Origin of the sequence: Marinifilum fragile (assembly GCF_963677365.1) — a bacterium.
Classification (GTDB): domain Bacteria; phylum Bacteroidota; class Bacteroidia; order Bacteroidales; family Marinifilaceae; genus Marinifilum; species Marinifilum fragile.
In genome coordinates this window covers 3,811,966-3,829,686 of record NZ_OY781962.1, presented here as the reverse complement: position 1 = coordinate 3,829,686, position 17,721 = coordinate 3,811,966, and the positions used below count along the sequence as shown (strand labels likewise).

Annotated in this window: 15 protein-coding genes; all 15 read right to left on the bottom strand. The window is 33.8% G+C overall.

All coding sequences use genetic code 11. From position 1 onward, the window contains the following. Positions 1-5 precede the first annotated feature (5 nt). Positions 6-872: a lipoprotein insertase outer membrane protein LolB1 gene (lolB1, locus tag ACKPCA_RS15325; RefSeq protein ID WP_321279888.1), complete on the bottom strand. Its 867-nt coding sequence runs from the start codon at positions 870-872 to the stop codon at positions 6-8. Next, complete coding sequence (locus ACKPCA_RS15320) at positions 862-2,634, bottom strand: tetratricopeptide repeat protein (RefSeq protein WP_321279887.1); 1,773 nt, start codon at positions 2,632-2,634, stop codon at positions 862-864. Before ACKPCA_RS15320 ends, lolB1 begins: the two co-directional genes overlap by 11 nt. 7 nt (positions 2,635-2,641) lie before the next feature. Further along, positions 2,642-3,646, bottom strand: a complete 1,005-nt coding sequence (locus tag ACKPCA_RS15315; protein WP_321279886.1) for a sugar phosphate nucleotidyltransferase — start codon at positions 3,644-3,646, stop codon at positions 2,642-2,644. A gap of 93 nt (positions 3,647-3,739) precedes the next feature. Continuing rightward, a complete protein-coding gene (dut, locus tag ACKPCA_RS15310; RefSeq protein ID WP_321279885.1) occupies positions 3,740-4,174 on the bottom strand; it encodes a dUTP diphosphatase in 435 nt (144 codons plus the stop codon). Between the two features lie 108 nt (positions 4,175-4,282). After that, entirely contained in the window at positions 4,283-5,758 is a 1,476-nt protein-coding gene (locus tag ACKPCA_RS15305) for an oligosaccharide flippase family protein (protein ID WP_321279884.1), read from the bottom strand. A 383-nt stretch (positions 5,759-6,141) separates the two neighbouring features. Further along, entirely contained in the window at positions 6,142-6,510 is a 369-nt protein-coding gene (locus ACKPCA_RS15300) for a YccF domain-containing protein (protein ID WP_321279883.1), read from the bottom strand. 12 nt (positions 6,511-6,522) lie between these two features. After that, complete coding sequence (locus ACKPCA_RS15295; RefSeq protein ID WP_321279882.1) at positions 6,523-7,509, bottom strand: DUF3187 family protein; 987 nt, start codon at positions 7,507-7,509, stop codon at positions 6,523-6,525. A 46-nt stretch (positions 7,510-7,555) separates the two neighbouring features. Then, positions 7,556-8,506 carry an ROK family protein gene (locus ACKPCA_RS15290; protein ID WP_321279881.1) on the bottom strand — a complete coding sequence of 317 codons (951 nt, stop codon included), beginning with the start codon at positions 8,504-8,506 and terminating at the stop codon, positions 7,556-7,558. Positions 8,507-8,536: 30 nt separating this feature from the next. Continuing rightward, positions 8,537-9,835: an HlyD family secretion protein gene (locus tag ACKPCA_RS15285; protein ID WP_321279880.1), complete on the bottom strand. Its 1,299-nt coding sequence runs from the start codon at positions 9,833-9,835 to the stop codon at positions 8,537-8,539. 48 nt (positions 9,836-9,883) lie between these two features. Next, positions 9,884-10,276 (bottom strand): GxxExxY protein, encoded by a 393-nt coding sequence (locus ACKPCA_RS15280; protein WP_321279879.1) that lies wholly within the window; start codon positions 10,274-10,276, stop codon positions 9,884-9,886. 196 nt (positions 10,277-10,472) lie between these two features. Next, complete coding sequence (locus ACKPCA_RS15275) at positions 10,473-12,680, bottom strand: peptidase domain-containing ABC transporter (RefSeq protein WP_321279878.1); 2,208 nt, start codon at positions 12,678-12,680, stop codon at positions 10,473-10,475. A 182-nt stretch (positions 12,681-12,862) separates the two neighbouring features. Further along, the gene (locus ACKPCA_RS15270) at positions 12,863-13,783 is read right to left on the bottom strand and encodes a thiopeptide-type bacteriocin biosynthesis protein (RefSeq protein WP_321279877.1); all 921 of its coding nucleotides are present in this window, start codon (positions 13,781-13,783) and stop codon (positions 12,863-12,865) included. A 19-nt stretch (positions 13,784-13,802) separates the two neighbouring features. Next, positions 13,803-16,040, bottom strand: coding sequence for a lantibiotic dehydratase family protein (locus ACKPCA_RS15265; protein ID WP_321279876.1), 2,238 nt, complete (start codon positions 16,038-16,040; stop codon positions 13,803-13,805). Between the two features lie 41 nt (positions 16,041-16,081). After that, positions 16,082-17,296, bottom strand: coding sequence for a lanthionine synthetase C family protein (locus ACKPCA_RS15260; RefSeq protein ID WP_321279875.1), 1,215 nt, complete (start codon positions 17,294-17,296; stop codon positions 16,082-16,084). 128 nt (positions 17,297-17,424) lie between these two features. Further along, on the bottom strand, positions 17,425-17,658 hold the full coding sequence (locus ACKPCA_RS15255; RefSeq protein ID WP_321279874.1) for a class I lanthipeptide: 234 nt from the start codon (positions 17,656-17,658) through the stop codon (positions 17,425-17,427). Positions 17,659-17,721: the final 63 nt, after the last annotated feature.

The following is a 17,721-nucleotide window of genomic DNA, read 5'->3' as shown; positions in this document are numbered from 1 at the left end:
CTATTTTAAGGATATATTCTTTCGTACTTACTTGAAATTTTAAAAGAAAACTTCAATTCTTCGTCGAAAGTAATCTTATTAAATTTAATGCTACAAGATAATAAATGTTTTGGATCAACCACCTCGAAACTTAATCGCTGCGGGAATTTACGATCCTCATACATTTTAAAATCCCTGTATTTTACACTTACATCCTGTAAATCATCAAAATCCTTAACCAAAACATCTGTAATTCTCATTAATGACGGATCAATATCAACTCTTTGGTATCCAAATCGAGATAATCTTTTTAACTTATCCTTACGAAGTTTCCGATCGACTTTTCGTGATTTTTCGGAAGTAAAAACGTACATATTATCAATAATTCGTCCATTAAAACTACGAATAAAAGATTTTTCTTTTTCTCCATTTGTTGTCTGAAAAACTGAGTTGGTCAGAATTGCTTGAAGCGATTTGAAATCAAAATCTACATTCAGTTTTTCTCTAAAAAAATCATAGTCATCTATAAAGTATTTCTTTTTCAATCTGTCTATCATCTTAACCGAATCCTGACTAATCATTAAACGTGCAACCTCTAAACCACCAACTGGAGCTGTTATTGAAATCCAAATCAGACTATCTTTTTGAATTTTAATTGCACCTTTGAAGCTCTTCTTCACACCGTCAACAGTATAATTAGCAGAGAATTTCTTCACGAACAAGGTGTTGTAATGAATACTACTATCTATTAAATTTCTATACAACTTTGCATCCGACATTGGTTTAGCCTTTATCACACCAAGATCGTAGGTTGTTTTACACGAAAACTGAATAAAAGCCATGATTAAAACCATGGCTCCCAGGTATATTTTTGAATGTAATTTATTCTTCATCTTCTTGTTCTTCAGGAATTGTTCCTGTTTTTACTTTTTCTGCAAGGTTTTCTGAACCTTCTCCCAACTCCATTGCTTTCTTCCACTCTTCCATGGCTTTTTCACCTTCTCCTAACCTGTAAAGAATGTCGCCATAATGTTCAACTTGTACAGCAGAATCATTACCTCCAAATTGCAAGGCCTTTTCCATGGTTTCCTTTGCCTCTTTGTATTCTCCCAATCGGTATAAAACCCAAGCATGAGTATCCAAATAGGTTGGATTTTCCGCCTCCAAGGCAATACATTTTGAACTCATTTTTTTTGCCTTTTCAAGTTGTTCTCCTCGAACCGAAAGGTAATAGCTGTAATTATTGAGTACAATCACATTATCAGGCTCAAACAAAAGAACTTCATCGTAGGCTTTAAACGCATTATCAGCATTACCATTCTGATAATAAGCATCACCCATATAAGTTCTGAACTGGATACGCAACTTTACATTATCACCAATATACATCATTCCATTTTCGAATGCACTAATAGCTGTGTTATAATCGTTCTTTTGAGCCGCTGCTACTCCTTTAAATACATACAAAAGTGGTTGACTTGGGAAGTATGTTAATGCTTCAGTACTTACTTTTAACATACCATCAAAATCCAATAGTTCATTATAAATTAGCAACAATTCCTCCCAAACTACATAATTGGATTTTTCGTCTTCCAATACCTTTTCCAAATGATATTTAGCTCCTTCATTGTCTTTTCTTTTTCTTAAAAAGTCAGCATACAAGGCATGAACACGAACGTGTCCTGGATGTATTTTAACCAAGGTGTCAAGTAAAGATTTCAAATAATCATCGGATAATTCAGGTTGATCAGGGGCCATTAACATGGCAATTAAGTATTGGATTTTCTGATCGGCCTCCACTTCTTCTTGCGCAAATGCTTTTGCCAATGAGGCATTGGCCTTTTCTATTTCTCCCTTTTTCCTATAAAAATCTGCCAGGTAAAAGTGAACCAAACCATTATTTGGATCAATTTTTAAAATTTCCTGATACTGCTTAAAGGCTTTTTCTTCTTCGTTATCAGTCAAGTATAAATCGGCCAACATGCCATAAAAATCAGCACGATATGGATATTTTTTTATCAACTTTTGCACCTCTGTATATGCCGATTTCTTATCTCCTATTTTAATGTAAAGTCTCTCCTTTTCGAGAGAAACACCTTCCTGAATTCCTTCCTTTTTTTCCAAGCGATCATAAACCTCTATTGCTTCTTTAAACTTCTCCACAGAAGCATATAAGGCGGCTTGTAAGTAAAAGAAATCATCTCTTTCCGGATACATTTCAATCAAGTCGTCGTAAACTTTACAGGCATGATCAATCATCCCTTTCTTTTGGTAAATATTAGCCAATTGAATCTGATACCAAAGGTTACGTGGCTGCTGTGCTACAGCACCTCGAGCCAATTCAAGAGCACTGTTGTAGTCTTCTTTGCTTAGATAGATGTTTGCTAATTCGTATCGTACAACAGCACTCGAAGGGTCTATTTTAAGGCAGGAAACATACAAAGAAATTCCTTTTTCTACCTCACCAAGTAAAATGGCCTTGGTAGCCTCGGCAAAAGCATAATCGAATTCCAACCTTTGCTGTTCCGTTAGTTTTACTTCCTTTTGAAGCTTATCCTTTTTGGTAGATTTTACATTCTTTGCATGAGAAGGAATGCTGCATAGAACACAGCCTCCAACCAAGATTGATAACAACAACTTTCTTCCCGCCTTCATCCTTTATCTATTTTGTGAAGCTCGCAAAATCGCCAACATTTAACTCTGCAACATCACCTTGAATATCTACATGATTTCCAATCATAGAATTTTCAAGATTTAAATGTTCCAGGTTCGAATTGCGTTGAACAATTGTATTGCGAACCAATGTATTACTTACTACTGTTCCTGCTCCCACAGATACGTGTGGTCCAACAATAGAGTTCTTTATTTTCACATTTTCTCCAATGTAACATGGAGGAATAACAATTGAGTTCTCAATAATCGATGAACCACATACCAATTCATCATCCTTATGATATTCCAAAATTCTTTGATTTGTATGAACTGTAGCATCCTTATTACCACAATCCATCCACTCAATAACCTGACCCGGCTTAAATACCAAGCCTTTATTCTTCATGTTTTCCAACGCATCGGTTAACTGGTATTCACCATTCACAACGACCTTGTTATCCAACAAGTACTGTAATTCATTTCTTAGGTTTTCACCATCTTTAAAGTAATAAATTCCGATAATTGCCAAATCAGAAACAAACTCCTGAGGTTTTTCAACAAAATCGGTAATTCTATTTTCTGCATCAAGTTTTACTACTCCAAATGCTGATGGATCTTCAACTTTCTGTACCCAAATCACACTGTCAGCCTCAGCATCAAGTACAAAATCAGCTTTGAATAATGTGTCAGCAAAAGCAACAACAACTTTTCCCGATAGTGATTCTGCAGCACAATGAATTGCATGTGCAGTTCCCAAAGCTTCATTTTGGTAATAAATGCTCGACTTTGCTCCAATATTTTCAGCTATCGCGCATAACTGATTCTCAACTTCCTTGCCAAAATCTCCAATTATGAAAGCAATTTCTTCGATGCTCTCATTCGAAACTTTTGCAATCTCTTCAACTAATCGTTGAACAATAGGTTTTCCTGCAATAGGAATTAATGGTTTTGGCACTGTTAATGTGTGAGGACGCATACGCTTCCCCATTCCTGCCATAGGTACAATAATTTTCATTGCTTTGTAGTAGTAATGTTTAAATTAACTAAAATTCGGATCAAATTTAAGATTTAGGCTTAAGAATCAATCCGAATTAATATTTTTTAACGATTAAGCTTTTCCTGTGTGACCAAATCCACCAGCACCACGTTCTGATACTTCTAAATCTTCCACTGGTTCCCATTGCACCGTTTCGTGTGATGCAATTACCATTTGACAGATTCTGTCTCCATCTTTAATTTCCACAACCTGATTGGATAGGTTCACCAAGATCACACCAATCTCACCACGGTAATCAGCATCAATGGTTCCTGGTGTATTCAAAACTGAAATGCCTTCTTTTAATGCCATACCACTTCTTGGACGAATTTGAGCTTCGTATCCTGCTGGTAACTCAATAAACAAACCGGTAGGAATTAATTTTCTTTCTAATGATTTAAGAAAAACTGGTTCATTCAAATTTGCTCTTAAATCCATTCCTGCTGATAATTCAGTGCTGTATTTAGGTAAATCGTGCTTCGATTTATTAACGATTTTTACTTTCATGTGCTATTATTTTGAAGTTTTTACACTTTACTTTATCGATTCGCTAAGATACATTATTCATCTCTCTTATGAAAGATAAATTCTTGATTAAGAAAGTCTGATTCCTATTTAATTTGAGCGTCTTTTTAGCACTCCCCATAATTTTTCTTTATGAATTACAATGCCAATAAAAGCCAATAATAGTGGAGTCTTTGCAAGCATTTTAATCCATTGATTATCAATTTGTATTTGAGAAGCAACTGCAAAAAGAATCATAGCGAAAATGAAATAGAAAAGTATTCTCTTAATATCGTATGGAACTGGGTAATGTTTTTGTCCCAGTAAATACGAAACTACCATCATGATACCGAAACAAAGGAATACTGCATAGGCTGCACCCTGATATCCTATTTTAGGAACAAGAACAATATTTAAGACAATCGTAATTACCGATCCTAGTATCGCCATAATGGCTCCGTACCTTGTTTTATCGCTTAACTTATACCACAGCGATAATGAAAAGAAAACACCGAAGAACAAATTTCCGAGAAGTACATATGGAACAATACTTAATCCCTCATGATAATTGGATTTAATCAACAGTTTTACGATGTCAATGTAGAACATTACGCCCAAGAAAATTAATAGACAAAAAACTGTAAAGTATTTAAGAACATCTGCATAAACCTGCTGTGAGTTTTCTTGTTTTGATTGTGCAAAAAAGAAAGGTTCAAATGCATATCTGAATGCTTGAATAAACAAGGTCATAATAACTGCCAACTTGTAATTCGCACCATAAATTCCGGTTTGATACATCGGATCCATAGATTCTGGAATTAAATTAGGCATCAACATTTTATCCAAATTCAAATTGATCTGCCCACAAACACTTACAACTAATATTGGCCAGGAATAAGATAGAATCTCCTTAAGCAATCCAGAATCCATTTTAAACTTTAAGGATTTAAGATCTGGCAGCAACAAAAGGAAATTAATAACGGATGCTACACAAAAAGCAATGAATATATAGCCAACACCAATATTAGGATTCCAAATTGATTCAATAGGAATATTCTGAAAGTTTTCATGTATCCACGGACATAGAACCAGGAAGAACAAATTGATACCCAAATTGGTAAATATATTAATGAGCTTCAGCCCTGCATAACGAAAAGCTCTATTCTGTAGTCGAAGTTTTGCAAATGGCAAAGCTGTTATGGCATCTAAACCCAATGTTGTGGCCAACAATAATATATACTCCTTGTGATCCGAGATTTTTAAATAATCGGCCATGGGATTCAAAAAAATAAAAATCAATAGCCAAAAAACCAGTGTGGATACACTTAAACTTAAAAAACCAGTTGTAAATGTAATATCTGCTTTGCCTTCCTTATTTGCAAAACGAAAATATCCCGTTTCCATCCCATAGGTGAGTAACACCAAAAATAAGGCTACATACGACATCAGATTGGCAACTATACCATATTCATCCGGAGCAAAAATATAGGTATACAGAGGTACTAATAGCCAATTTAAAAATCGACCAACAATAGAGCTTACTCCATAGATAGCAGTTTCTCCAGCAAGTTTCTTAAGAGGATTCAATTTTGTGCAATATTTTGATTAAAAATGCAAAGATATTAGAAAATATCATTTACAGCATTATTGTAAACCAACTGTAAATGAATCAGAAAAGACCTAAAGAATGTTCCACGTGGAGCAATTTCAATTTTTTAACAAATAAAAGACTTTACGGTATCTAAATTGAAAATAAATAAGGTGTATTCAAACGTTTTCGGTGTAAGTATTTGATATTTTTGACATTATAAGCATCAAATCATTTTTATTTCCGAAATATTTTTCTCACATTTGCTCTTCATACGCGTTAAGGAACGTTTATGTTAGTGTTTGTTGTTTAAGTATTTTGTGATTATCCCGTGCCTCTCCGGCCGGGATATTTCTTTTTTTAGAGCATGTATTCTTAAATACTATCGAATACTTTTACCGAATGGTGTTAGTGCAAAACCAGCCAGCTTAATATGCTGAGCAGCGAAAGGAATTCCGATAATGGTTATTGCAAAGATCAAAGCAAATACCAGATGCGTTAAAGCAATCCACAAACCACCGATAAAAATCCAAATCACATTCAAAATAATACTCAGACATCCTCCTGCATGATCGTTGTATTCAACTTTCTGACCAAAAGGTGCCAATCCCAAAATGGATAACTGCATGATTTTGATACCAAAAGGAATTCCCACAATAGTAAAGCACATTAAAAGACCAGCAATTAAATATTCAAAAAATATAAAAAGGCCGCCAAAAATAATCCAAATAATATTTCCAATAATACTCATAATCGTAATAGGTTAAAGTTTATATGAAACACCAAAATGCAAAACAAAATCTGGTGCTGTATTTACAATTAAATCCTCTGAAAAAGAGAATGATAAATTCAAATTATCCGAAATAAAATAATCGGTTCCCAATACCAATTGAATAGATTCTCTACCCAACTGCCTGGTGGCAGATTTTTTATAAAAACCCGAATGAAAATCAAACTGTAATTTAGGAACCCAAGCCTTACCCAAACTAACAGCGCTCCCCAAACTTCCAAACACAATATTCTTGGTTAAAACATTTGACAGAATTGCACCAGAACCAATATGCATATATCCCGCAGAGTAAAAATAGGTAAATGCATTTTCTTTAACCACAGGTAAAATTCTGCCTGATACATGTGCACCCAAATCATTAGTACCGCTACCAATTAATTGTCTTTTATTTCCCGTTGCGAACTTTAAAAAAGTACCAACGGATATCATATGCTTTTTATTTTTTATTAAAGGCATATCCAACTTTAACGAAAGATCACCAAATTTCAATTTACTCTCGTTCATTAAAATTTGAGTTTCTTCGTTTTCGCGATACAAATAGGTAAGATTAAAATTAGACATAATTTCTCTGGATTTACCAGGTAAACCAAAAGTTTCATGCCAGCCGCTTATAATTGGGTCCATTACACCCGTTGAATGTCTGACAAGAGGAATACACATTTCTATCTGAAGGTTTTCTAATAATCCATATCTGAAAATTATATCATTACGATACATTTCACCATCCAGGTATATGGCCTCAGTAAGAAGTTGAGAAGATGTTGCATTATTTGCAATGCCCAAGTAATTACAAAATACAAAGTCATTTTTAGACAATATTTCTCCTCCATAATGGTTGGGCAAGCCAAAAAAGTGAATTAATGGACTTTGATTATGGGTAGGAAATGGTTCTACCGTTCGTTGAGCATAAGCTTTGCTTATGAATAAAAAGAGAATAATGCTAACAAATCTTAGACTCATCTATTACTGTAACGCTTATTTTAGTAAATTCCAAAGCTACAAATAATTAAACAAGATTCCATATCATAGCTGCAGATCCTAATATTCCAGAATTTCCTTTTACTGAGCTTATTTTTAAAATGGTTTTACCTTTATAAACCGATAGTAGATTCTCTTCCATATAATATTGGGTAGGCTTTAACAACAAATCCCCGGCTTTAGAAAGCCCTCCTGCCAAAAAGATTGCCTCAGGATTGTTAATCGCAACCACATTGGCCAATGCAATTCCTAGTATTTTTCCAGTATATTCGAATGACTCGATAGCAATTTCATCACCCCGATAAGCAGCATCAGCAAGCTTTTTTGCACTCATGCGGCTAAATGGAATCTCTCTTAACTCACTTTTAAAAGAATATTTTGCCAATAGCTTACTAACAGTTCTTTTTATCCCTGTAGCCGAAACATAAGTCTCCAGACAGCCATATCTGCCACAACCGCATTGCCTTCCATCAGGGCGTGCTATTATATGCCCCAATTCACCTGCAAATCCAGAATGGCCATATACAATCTCATTATTAACAACAATTCCACTCCCCAAACCAGTTCCTAAAGTCAACACCATAAAGTTCTTCATACCAACCGCACCGCCGTAAATCATCTCTGCCATTGCTGATGCATTTGCATCATTCGTAACCTTTATCGGCAAATCAAAATTATGCCTTAGCAAGTTTCCTAATGGCAAAATCCCTTCCCAAGAAAGATTTGAAGCATTTTCTATAGTCTGATTCTTATAGTCAGCATTGGGTGCACCTACGCCAATACCTATTACTTTATAGTTTCTTTGATTTGGTATTTCCAGAGATTTAATTCTTCTTGATAAGGTGGAAACAAAATCGGAAAATGAATCAAAATCCTTGGTGTACAATCGGTTTTGAGCCAAACAATTTCCAAGTTTATCCACTAAACCGAAAACTGTATGAGTTCCACCAATATCAATTCCAACTACAAGTTCTTTCATATCACCGATTTAAATTCTCGGGAGTGGAACTTACAATCGTTCTTTTAACAATGCGCGTATTGGATTAAAAATACGTTGCAGCAATCTTAGGTTTTCTGTAATAATCTCTGCTGTACCTTCGCTATCTTGAGCAAACTTTAATTCGGTTCCGATATTCGTAACTAAACCATTTGACAAGTTAACATCCAGAGTATATTTTTGATTCTCTGGCACCTTTGAGATAGATTGTATCGTCCCTTCAAGCATCCCGTATTCAAGATAAGGATAATTATCGAGTTTTATATTCACTCTTTGCCCAACTTTTACTTTACCTGCATCGCGCATCCCTAATTCAACTCTTGCAACTATTTTTGTTGAATCATTAGGAAGTACAGTAAATACCCTTTCACCAGATTTAACATTCTGATTTGAGCTATAAAACTTATTGAAAGTAACCTTACCATCTATTGGAGTTTTAATCAGGTATTTTTGCTCCCAAATATCAATTTGTGCTTTTAACTGATCGAAAGAGTGAATCATTAAATTTTGAAGATCTTTTCTTTCTCTCTCCTTTTTTAATTCAAGATCGATAATTTGTTGTTCTACATTGGAAATATTTATTTGGGTTGAAGCCAATGCAGATCTGGCACCATGAAAAGAATAGGAACTCTCAAGATACTTTTTCTTTGAATTCTGGAAGTTTTGATGGGCTATTACGCCTCTTTGAAATAATGAAGAATCCCTCTCGTATTGTTTCTTAGATATCTCTAATTCACTTTCCAATATTTTCTTTTGCTGATATTGGCGATCGTAAAACATATTGTATTTGCTGATCTGCTTCTTGTAAGAGTCTATTTTTCTGTCATAATACTCTAACTCGAAAAAACGTTGATAATCCACACAAGACTTTAAAAAGGTATTGTAATAGGATTGCACCTCACCAAGTCGAAATGTACCCTCTACAATGTTAGCATTCACATTTTCGGCTCCTGTTAAATGTCCTTGAAAAGTTTCCAGCTTTTCTTTTAGTTCAAAAATATCCTCATTAAAAGCTGCATTCTCAATAATAGCTAAAAGACTTCCCTCCTTCACTTCTTCATTATCTTTCACATACAGTTGCTGTATTTTACCACTTGATCGGGCTACCAATTCAGCAGGAGGGTTCAATGTTGTTAAAACCAACCTTGATCCAATAATATCCGGATATCGGAAAAAATAACTACCAATAACCACTGTAGCAATTACCAGAAAAAACAAAGTAGTTCCACTTCTAATAATCCAGTTTGGAACTCTTCCAAGTATCTCTTTTACTTCGTCTGATCTTAATTCTATATTGGGATCCTTTTCCATGTTTTTGATTCTTTTTAGACTCAGTGTTTTATTTGTTAGAATGATTATTTATGATTTCTTTTTTGAATTGCTAAAGACTTTTCTTTTGAATTGTGGCTTAGCACCAAAGTTTAATAACAAACCAACTTCAATATCTGTAGCACGCAAATAATTTACCAATTGAACTTCATGTTCGAACCTTAAAGATTCAATAGCTTTTAGTTCGATAATTACACAATTATCAACAATGATATCTGCATAAAAATCCCCAATTATTTTCCCATCGTAGTATACCTTAATATTCTTTTGCTTCTCAAATTCAAGTAAGCGTTTATCCAATTCAATTAGCAATGCATTTTCATATACTTTCTCACAAAATCCAATTCCAAGCGCATTATAAACTGCATAAAAAGCCTCAATTATCTTTTCAGTTATCTCTGAATGTTTATAATTATCGCTCATATTTCAAAATTATTTTAGACGCAGATTTTTATGTTTCTGTATGATAATTTATGATTTTTTCAGTTAGTTGCAGAAGTCTTTCTCAAAACTACAAGTTCGCTCAAAATTGAACAATTCACATAAAAAATACTTTTATATCTTTTTTACAGCACTGACCCAATCATAAGAAATCATATCAATCTTATCAAATCAGCGTCTAATTACCGAGCTCTAACTGATTTTTAACCAACTGATAATATTTCCCTTCAAGAGAAGTAAGCTCCTCGTGAGTTCCTTGCTCTACAATTTCGCCTTTCTCCAATACTATGATTTTATCAGCATTTCTTACTGTACTTAATCGATGTGCCACTACCACAACCGTTCTGCCTTTATTAAATTCATCAAGGTTTTCCATAATGGCCAATTCATTGTTTGCATCCAAAGCATTGGTAGCTTCATCGAAGAATAGGAACTCAGGGTTTTTGTATACCGCTCTCGCAATCAATATTCTTTGCTTTTGTCCCTGACTTAAACCATGACCATTGGCTCCAATATTGGTATTGTAACGCAATGGCAAATTTTCAATAAACTGATCGATACAAGCTACCTGAACCGCATACAACAATCTCTTTTTATCGATATGCTCAACCCCAACTGCAATGTTCTTGGCAATGGTATCCGAGAAAATAAAACCATCTTGCATCACCACACCACAGTTTTGGCGCCACATGGCAGAGCTGTAATTTTCTATCGTGGTTCCACCCAACGAAATTCTTCCTTTTGTAGTTGGATAAAATCCCAACATCAGCTTAATTAAAGTAGTTTTTCCACTACCCGATGCTCCTACAATTGCAGTAGTTTTGCCCTCTTCCACCTTTAGGTTTACACCATTCAAAACCATTTCAGAATGAGGTCCTTCATACTGAAAACAAACATTTTCGATATCAATGGTTTTCTCATCAGGAATCTCTGTAAGCTTTTGATCATCGGCATTCTCCTCCTCTTTCATCTCATGAATCTCACCCAAACGTTCCAAGGATATTTTTGCATCCTGCCAAGAGTGGATTACCTGCACCAAATTATCAAGCGGAGAATTCAACTGACCAATGATGTATTGAACAGCCAGCATCATACCCAAGGTCATTCCACCATCTAAAACCGCTTTTGCTGCCAAGAAGGTGATAATGATGTTTTTGGTCTCATTAAAGAATACCGATCCGGAAACCTGATACTGATTTAAAGCCAATCCCTTGGTTCGAACTTTGAACAATTCTGCCTGAATTTGCTCCCACTCCCAACGTTTTTGCTTCTCACAGTTGTTCAGTTTAATTTCCTGCATTCCCGTGATTAACTGCACCAACGAATTCTGATTGCTCGACATTTGAGCGAATCTTTTTCCATCCAATTCTCTACGTTTTCGCAAAAACAGATTTACCCAAATAATATATAGGCCTGATCCTAAAGCAAAAACCAGGAATATTTGCATATCGTAAATTGCCAATACAATACCAAAAATCACCAGGTTGATCATGGAGAACAACACGTTTAATGTTGATGACGTAAGGAAGTTCTCAATTCGCGTATGATCTTGAATTCTTTGCAACAGATCCCCAATCATTTTAATATCAAAGAAGCCAATTGGCAGCTTCATTAATTTGATCAGGAAATCGGATATCAGAGAAATATTAATTCGAGTTGAAATATGCAATAGAATCCAGGAACGAATAAACTCTACCGACATTCTGGATACGAACAATACCAGCTGGGCAATCAATACCAGGTAAATAAAACTCAGGTTTTGGGTATTGATGCCAATGTCAACGATGGATTGGGTAAGAAACGGAAAAATCAGCTGTAGCAATGAACCAAACAGCATCCCTAATACCAGCTGAATCATGAATTTGCGATAAGGCTTCAAATATTTTAGCAGAAAACCTATGCTTTTCTTTTGTGAAACGTCCTCGCCATTTGAATTGTAAAAATCAGGGGTTGGTTCCAGCAACAAGCACAAACCTTTCTGTTCTCCTTGACTTTGAGTGCTAGCCCATTGTTTGATGAACTCCTCTTTGGTAAATTTTAGCAAACCTGATCCCGGATCGGCAACATGAACAATGGTTTTGTTGCGCTTCTCCTCTACCTTATGCACCACCACAAAATGGTTTTGTCCCCAATGGCAAACTGCAGGTAGTGGAGCTTCTTTGGCCAACTGATCGTAAGAAATGCGAACTCCCATACTGCGCATTCCAATACTTTCGGCAGCATCGGCAATTCCCAACATCGAAACACCTTCACGTGTTATGTGCGATTTATCGCGTAATGATTGTAAAGTGTAATTCTTGCCATAGTGCTTAGCAATCATGCGCAAACAGGTTGGGCCACAATCCATGGCATCCAACTGACGAAAGTGTGGAAATCGTTTTTTCAATGTAAGTAGGAGTTAGATTTAGTTCCAAGCCTAAAAATAAGGAAAAATGTTGGAAAGGCTAAATTTAGATTATTAGGTAGAGACCTAGTATGCTACATCTATCTTGCTCTGAAAATAAGTACGAGTTTAAAATACTCACACTAATAGTTCATGTAAACTGGGCTATCTTAGTGAATTTGATTTTAAGGAATTTTTTGCAATTTAGGCTCATACATTTTCTTTGCAATTTCCGATTTGTAGTATCTGTATAAGAAATCATAGATCACCATTTCATGTAAACGTTGTTTTGATTTAAACAACCGATTCATTAACATGTGAATATAACTTCCCATTAAATCATTAAGTGGTCGCTGTAACATGTTTTTTTCTGCAAGAAAAAGTATCTCATCAGAGATATGACTTATTCTTGATGATTTTTGTTTCAATAACTCAAACAATGGTTTCATCTTGTTTTGAGAATCATATTCTTTATTCATTACATTATTTATAGATTCCCGCTCAGTCCTAAATTTCTTATCAAGTTGTAATTTTAAAAGCCTATTCATACCAAATTCTCTTCCAAAACCATCTTTAAGATTTTGCAACAATATTACTTTTTGTTGATCATCAAACTTGAAATCATCTAATAAATTATCAATTGCACGCAAAGAAAATAACCAACGAACCGTTTCTCCTTCATCACCTTCTATTAAATTAATCGTATCAACGATCAGTTTACTATCGTAAAAAAATAATTCTTCCGACAATTCAATTGTATTTTCTCCATATCGTTCTATCTCTCTCTTATATGAATCTATTTGAATGTTCCATACTAAATCATCATCAACATAGGTTTTTAATGTGGTATTAACAGCAGTAATAATAGTCAAAATACTTTTCTGATTACTGCAACGAAACCTTAATCTCAGGTGCATTTTAGGATCGGCATATCGTATAAAAAACCATTTATCAATGATTTTATGCTCGATTAGCTCATCAACCAATGGCTTTATTGCATTAATAAGTACTTCATCAGAAGTTTTTGGCCCACAATATAATTTATAATAAAGCCACTCATCGCCAATTATAAAAGTACGTTTCGATATTTTTTGCACCTCTTTCATATTGCACTTATTATAATTGCTAATTATTTACTGACTTGAAAAAAGAAAATACAACTTGATTGGTAAAACTATCATTCCCCCTTTTCGCTATAGCATCTTTTGGATCAAACAAAAATTCTTTTAATAGAAACTTAGGTCGCTTTTTCACCAATGATATTAATGTTTTTATGCACAACATATTATTTAATTGAAGCAATAATTCGTTATCTCCATCTGCTAATAATACATAATCAGGTAAATTATATTTCTTCATCCATAATTTTATTTCTTTTTCAATATTTGCGTCACCCTTAGCTTCTATTACATTCCTAAACTCATCTCTTTTAATATTCCAAGTTGCCTTGGATAATATAATGTTTTTATAATTTACTCTTGGCAAATAACTATACTCATTTGATAATGCTCCCCAATTAAATCCAACATTAGCTCTTAAATCTTGAGTTTGCAAATCACATAAAAACTGGTAAACGGGTAATGCATTATGAGAAAAATTATGAGCATTACTTAATCTTGGAATAATTTCTTTGTTTAATGACTTTGACCTTAAAACTACTTTCTTCCCATTTTTAACTGATACAACTATATCTTTTATGGAAATTTGATAATCTTCAGAAAACGAAGATTTAGCCAAATAAGGTATTTCAAAATCTCTTATTTGAGGTCTTAGCAATATGTTTCCTGTTCTTGACTCCGGTAAATGAACAATCTCTGCTAAAACAGAATCTTGAAATGTATCTTTTTCAGTTTCTGTAATTTTAGTTACATAGTCATATAAATCGGAACTGCTATGACAAAACCTTCCTAATAAATTGGCAGCCGAAGATCCTCCTGCAGAACTAAAACTTATTTTTAAATCCCCATCATCCCCAGATGATGAAATAATCTCCACCATTGCGCTAAAAGTTGGGGGTAAATCATCCCAATTTGCATTAAAATCTTTAACATCTTCATCGGTAATTTCTATTTCGCTTAATCCTTTCGATAAAGTTTGATTATATTTTTTAAGTAAAAAAGACTGTAATTGATCCCATTCTATATTATAACTATTTTGTAGTACACCTACTGGTAAAGCAATATCATCAACTAATGGATTTAGATCTCCATTGCCTGTATTTTGAATATAACCAACTCCTGACTCAACATCCAATGCTTGCGATAAAGGCACTTCCCGCTCTTCATATCTTTCGTAAAATGCTTCTTTGAACTTTAATAAATTTTCTTTAACTCTCCTGGGAGTTAATTTGTTCATTAATTCAATAGCTTTCAATACATCGTTTGAAATATCGGAATTTAGTTTTATTTCCTTCGCAGAAATTACTAAATCAGTTTGAAATAAATATTTTATATCATACTTCGTTTCAAGAGTTGACAGTTTCTCAGTTATTTTTTTATAAATATTTGCAGATATTCCTATTGCTTTATTTCTAATATTAACAATATCATTATCAAATTGATGAAGTAGATCAATAATATTCTCAATATTTTTAAGAGGTTTTAAAATACCAATTATTTGATCAAGAAACTCTGCACCTGTAACTGATGGCTCCAATTCGCTAATTAGCAATTGGCTATCAATAAGTTCTTCTATAAAAGATTTAGCTTCATCAAACGAAATTTCATCATCAACTAAAATGTTTGTTAAATCCTTTATTTGAGCACCTTTTTTTGAAGCATTAAATACTTTTTGTAAATATTCAGAGTCTTCAACAGCTACTATAAAATGATTCCTTTTACTATTATTGTAACGATATTCAACATATCTTAATTTATTTCCCGATTTATAGATGCTTGTATTAGGAAAAAATCTGATTTGTTCTTTAATCTCTTTAATTTTAGACAAATCTATAGCCAATGCGCAAAGATAGTTCATATCTAATCTCAGATGTGCATAATACTTTTGGTCATCGTCTAATTCAATTTTATTTATATCACCAATTTTACCCAAACCATAACCGGCAAATAACCCAAATGGTGTGCATCGGCTTCCCATTCTTAATAAATATTTAGTAAGCGATTGTTTTAATAGCTCAATATCTTTTGCACTTGAAAGTTCATTATTTAGCCATTTTGCCAACTTACTATGTAAACTTGGAGATGCAAGGAAAATTGCTTCTTGTATTATTGAATTTTCGTAGATCTTTTTTAGATCTTCGTCAGAAGTGTTTTTATTTGCGAAAATTGACTGAACATAATCTAATGACAGCAAAGGCACCCTTAGAACAAAATTATCAAAACTCTTATAACTAAATTTTTTCATGTTATATTCTTCAGTATTGAAATGCAAATTGAATACTACAATTATGACAAAAAAAGACACTCATCCCATTCGGGTTCAATATTTGAAATAGCACTTATAAATGCTAAGCCAATCCCTGCAATTCCCTCTAAAAATCCATATTCATTTTGAAAACCTCCACGTTCTGGTGTTTTCCAGACTTTATATCCTGCCAAGCCATCTTCAAATTTTGCCATTTGTAATGTTTGTTCAAACCAATAAGTTGCAGCTTCACTAAACTCATATATACCTGTGTAGTAGTACATTCTGTTATACATGTGGGCAATTCCAGCGGTACCATGACACAAACATGCATCAACTACTCCTGTAACTTTTTCTTCTCTTCTTTTTGTAGAATGTAAAACAACTTCTATACCTTTTTCTTTCCAGTCTTCATTATTAGCATTTAATCCTGCTACATACAATGCTGTTCCAATTCCCAAATCACCATAACACCATGCAAGACGGCTATAAGAAGAAGGTTCTGTTTCGCACACATAAGAAGGAAAGTTGGAAATATTTTCACTAGTATCTTGTTGTTGATTTAATAAATATTTTACAGCACCAGACAACAACTCGCCTGTTTTATCCCTAACAATACCTGCCGAATAAACCTTACTTAAAAAAACAATAATACTTGCTAAACCATGCGATAAGCTAATATTAAATCCTTTGATTTGTTTCGTGTTTTTTAAAAACGATAACCATCTAATGCCTTCTTCGTCTTTTGTAGCAATTGTATTCAATTCGTGTATGAACTCAGCCAGATAATTTTTTGAATCTTTTGTATTTCTTTTTAAGAAGTAAAACCCTAAACCAACTGCTCCATGTAAGAAATCGTAATTGCCATTACGAATTTCAGATATCATTAAAGTATACAAGTATTCATCTAGCCCATTTAAAATCTCGTTTAAGTCAGCATCTAACAAATCTGCTTCTGTAAGTAAAGTTAATATTGCACCAATACCTGCCAAACCACCTGCATGAGTATGATAATTAAAACCATTATTTATATCATCAAATACTTTAGATATTAATTCCACTCCAAAATCATATGGCTTTTGCCTATTTGTCATCTTAGCATAATATAGAAAAAACAAGGCAATTCCCAACTTACCCCCCATAAGCCCTTGCCCACTCTCAAATGCTTCTTTTTGCGATATTAATATTTCTTCGATCTGGGAAAGTTTTGATTCAATTTCTGTTCTATTTATTTTTTGTATTTTTCCCCAATCCATAAAGATTTAATTTAAGAGAGGCTATCTCAAGATTTAGAAAATTAATATTCTCGCAGTATAAGTGAGAGGGGTAAAATCCTATGAGACAACCTCCTAATTTAGTAATTAATCGTTTTCCGAATATGTATTTAACAAACACCATTTTTAGTTGGTACTTCTGCTATTTCACAACCCGTCTGACAAGAATTGGTACACAATGCATCTTCAGTTGCGCAAGCATTAACATTTGAATTAAAAGTAGGTTTATCACAAGTACCAACATTATAACTCCAGGCAGTGCCTCCCTTTACCTTACTCATGTTTAAATTAGAGATTGTTTCTTTTTTTAAAACCAATTTTTTGTTTAAATTTTTCTTTTTCATAATAATGAAATTTTAAATACCTACTCTATTTAAGGCTTTTCGGTTTCCGCCGTCAAACTCTAT

Bases quoted from the DNA above. Each gene is read 5' to 3' on its own strand.
- lolB1 (WP_321279888.1), bottom strand. From the start codon at position 872: ATGAAGAATAAATTACATTCAAAAATATACCTGGGAGCCATGGTTTTA.
- ACKPCA_RS15320 (WP_321279887.1), bottom strand. From the start codon at position 2,634: ATGAAGGCGGGAAGAAAGTTGTTGTTATCAATCTTGGTTGGAGGCTGT.
- ACKPCA_RS15315 (WP_321279886.1), bottom strand. From the start codon at position 3,646: ATGAAAATTATTGTACCTATGGCAGGAATGGGGAAGCGTATGCGTCCT.
- dut (WP_321279885.1), bottom strand. From the start codon at position 4,174: ATGAAAGTAAAAATCGTTAATAAATCGAAGCACGATTTACCTAAATAC.
- ACKPCA_RS15300 (WP_321279883.1), bottom strand. From the start codon at position 6,510: ATGAGTATTATTGGAAATATTATTTGGATTATTTTTGGCGGCCTTTTT.
- ACKPCA_RS15295 (WP_321279882.1), bottom strand. From the start codon at position 7,509: ATGAGTCTAAGATTTGTTAGCATTATTCTCTTTTTATTCATAAGCAAA.
- ACKPCA_RS15290 (WP_321279881.1), bottom strand. From the start codon at position 8,506: ATGAAAGAACTTGTAGTTGGAATTGATATTGGTGGAACTCATACAGTT.
- ACKPCA_RS15285 (WP_321279880.1), bottom strand. From the start codon at position 9,835: ATGGAAAAGGATCCCAATATAGAATTAAGATCAGACGAAGTAAAAGAG.
- ACKPCA_RS15280 (WP_321279879.1), bottom strand. From the start codon at position 10,276: ATGAGCGATAATTATAAACATTCAGAGATAACTGAAAAGATAATTGAG.
- ACKPCA_RS15270 (WP_321279877.1), bottom strand. From the start codon at position 13,783: ATGAAAGAGGTGCAAAAAATATCGAAACGTACTTTTATAATTGGCGAT.
- ACKPCA_RS15265 (WP_321279876.1), bottom strand. From the start codon at position 16,040: ATGAAAAAATTTAGTTATAAGAGTTTTGATAATTTTGTTCTAAGGGTG.
- ACKPCA_RS15260 (WP_321279875.1), bottom strand. From the start codon at position 17,296: ATGGATTGGGGAAAAATACAAAAAATAAATAGAACAGAAATTGAATCA.
- ACKPCA_RS15255 (WP_321279874.1), bottom strand. From the start codon at position 17,658: ATGAAAAAGAAAAATTTAAACAAAAAATTGGTTTTAAAAAAAGAAACA.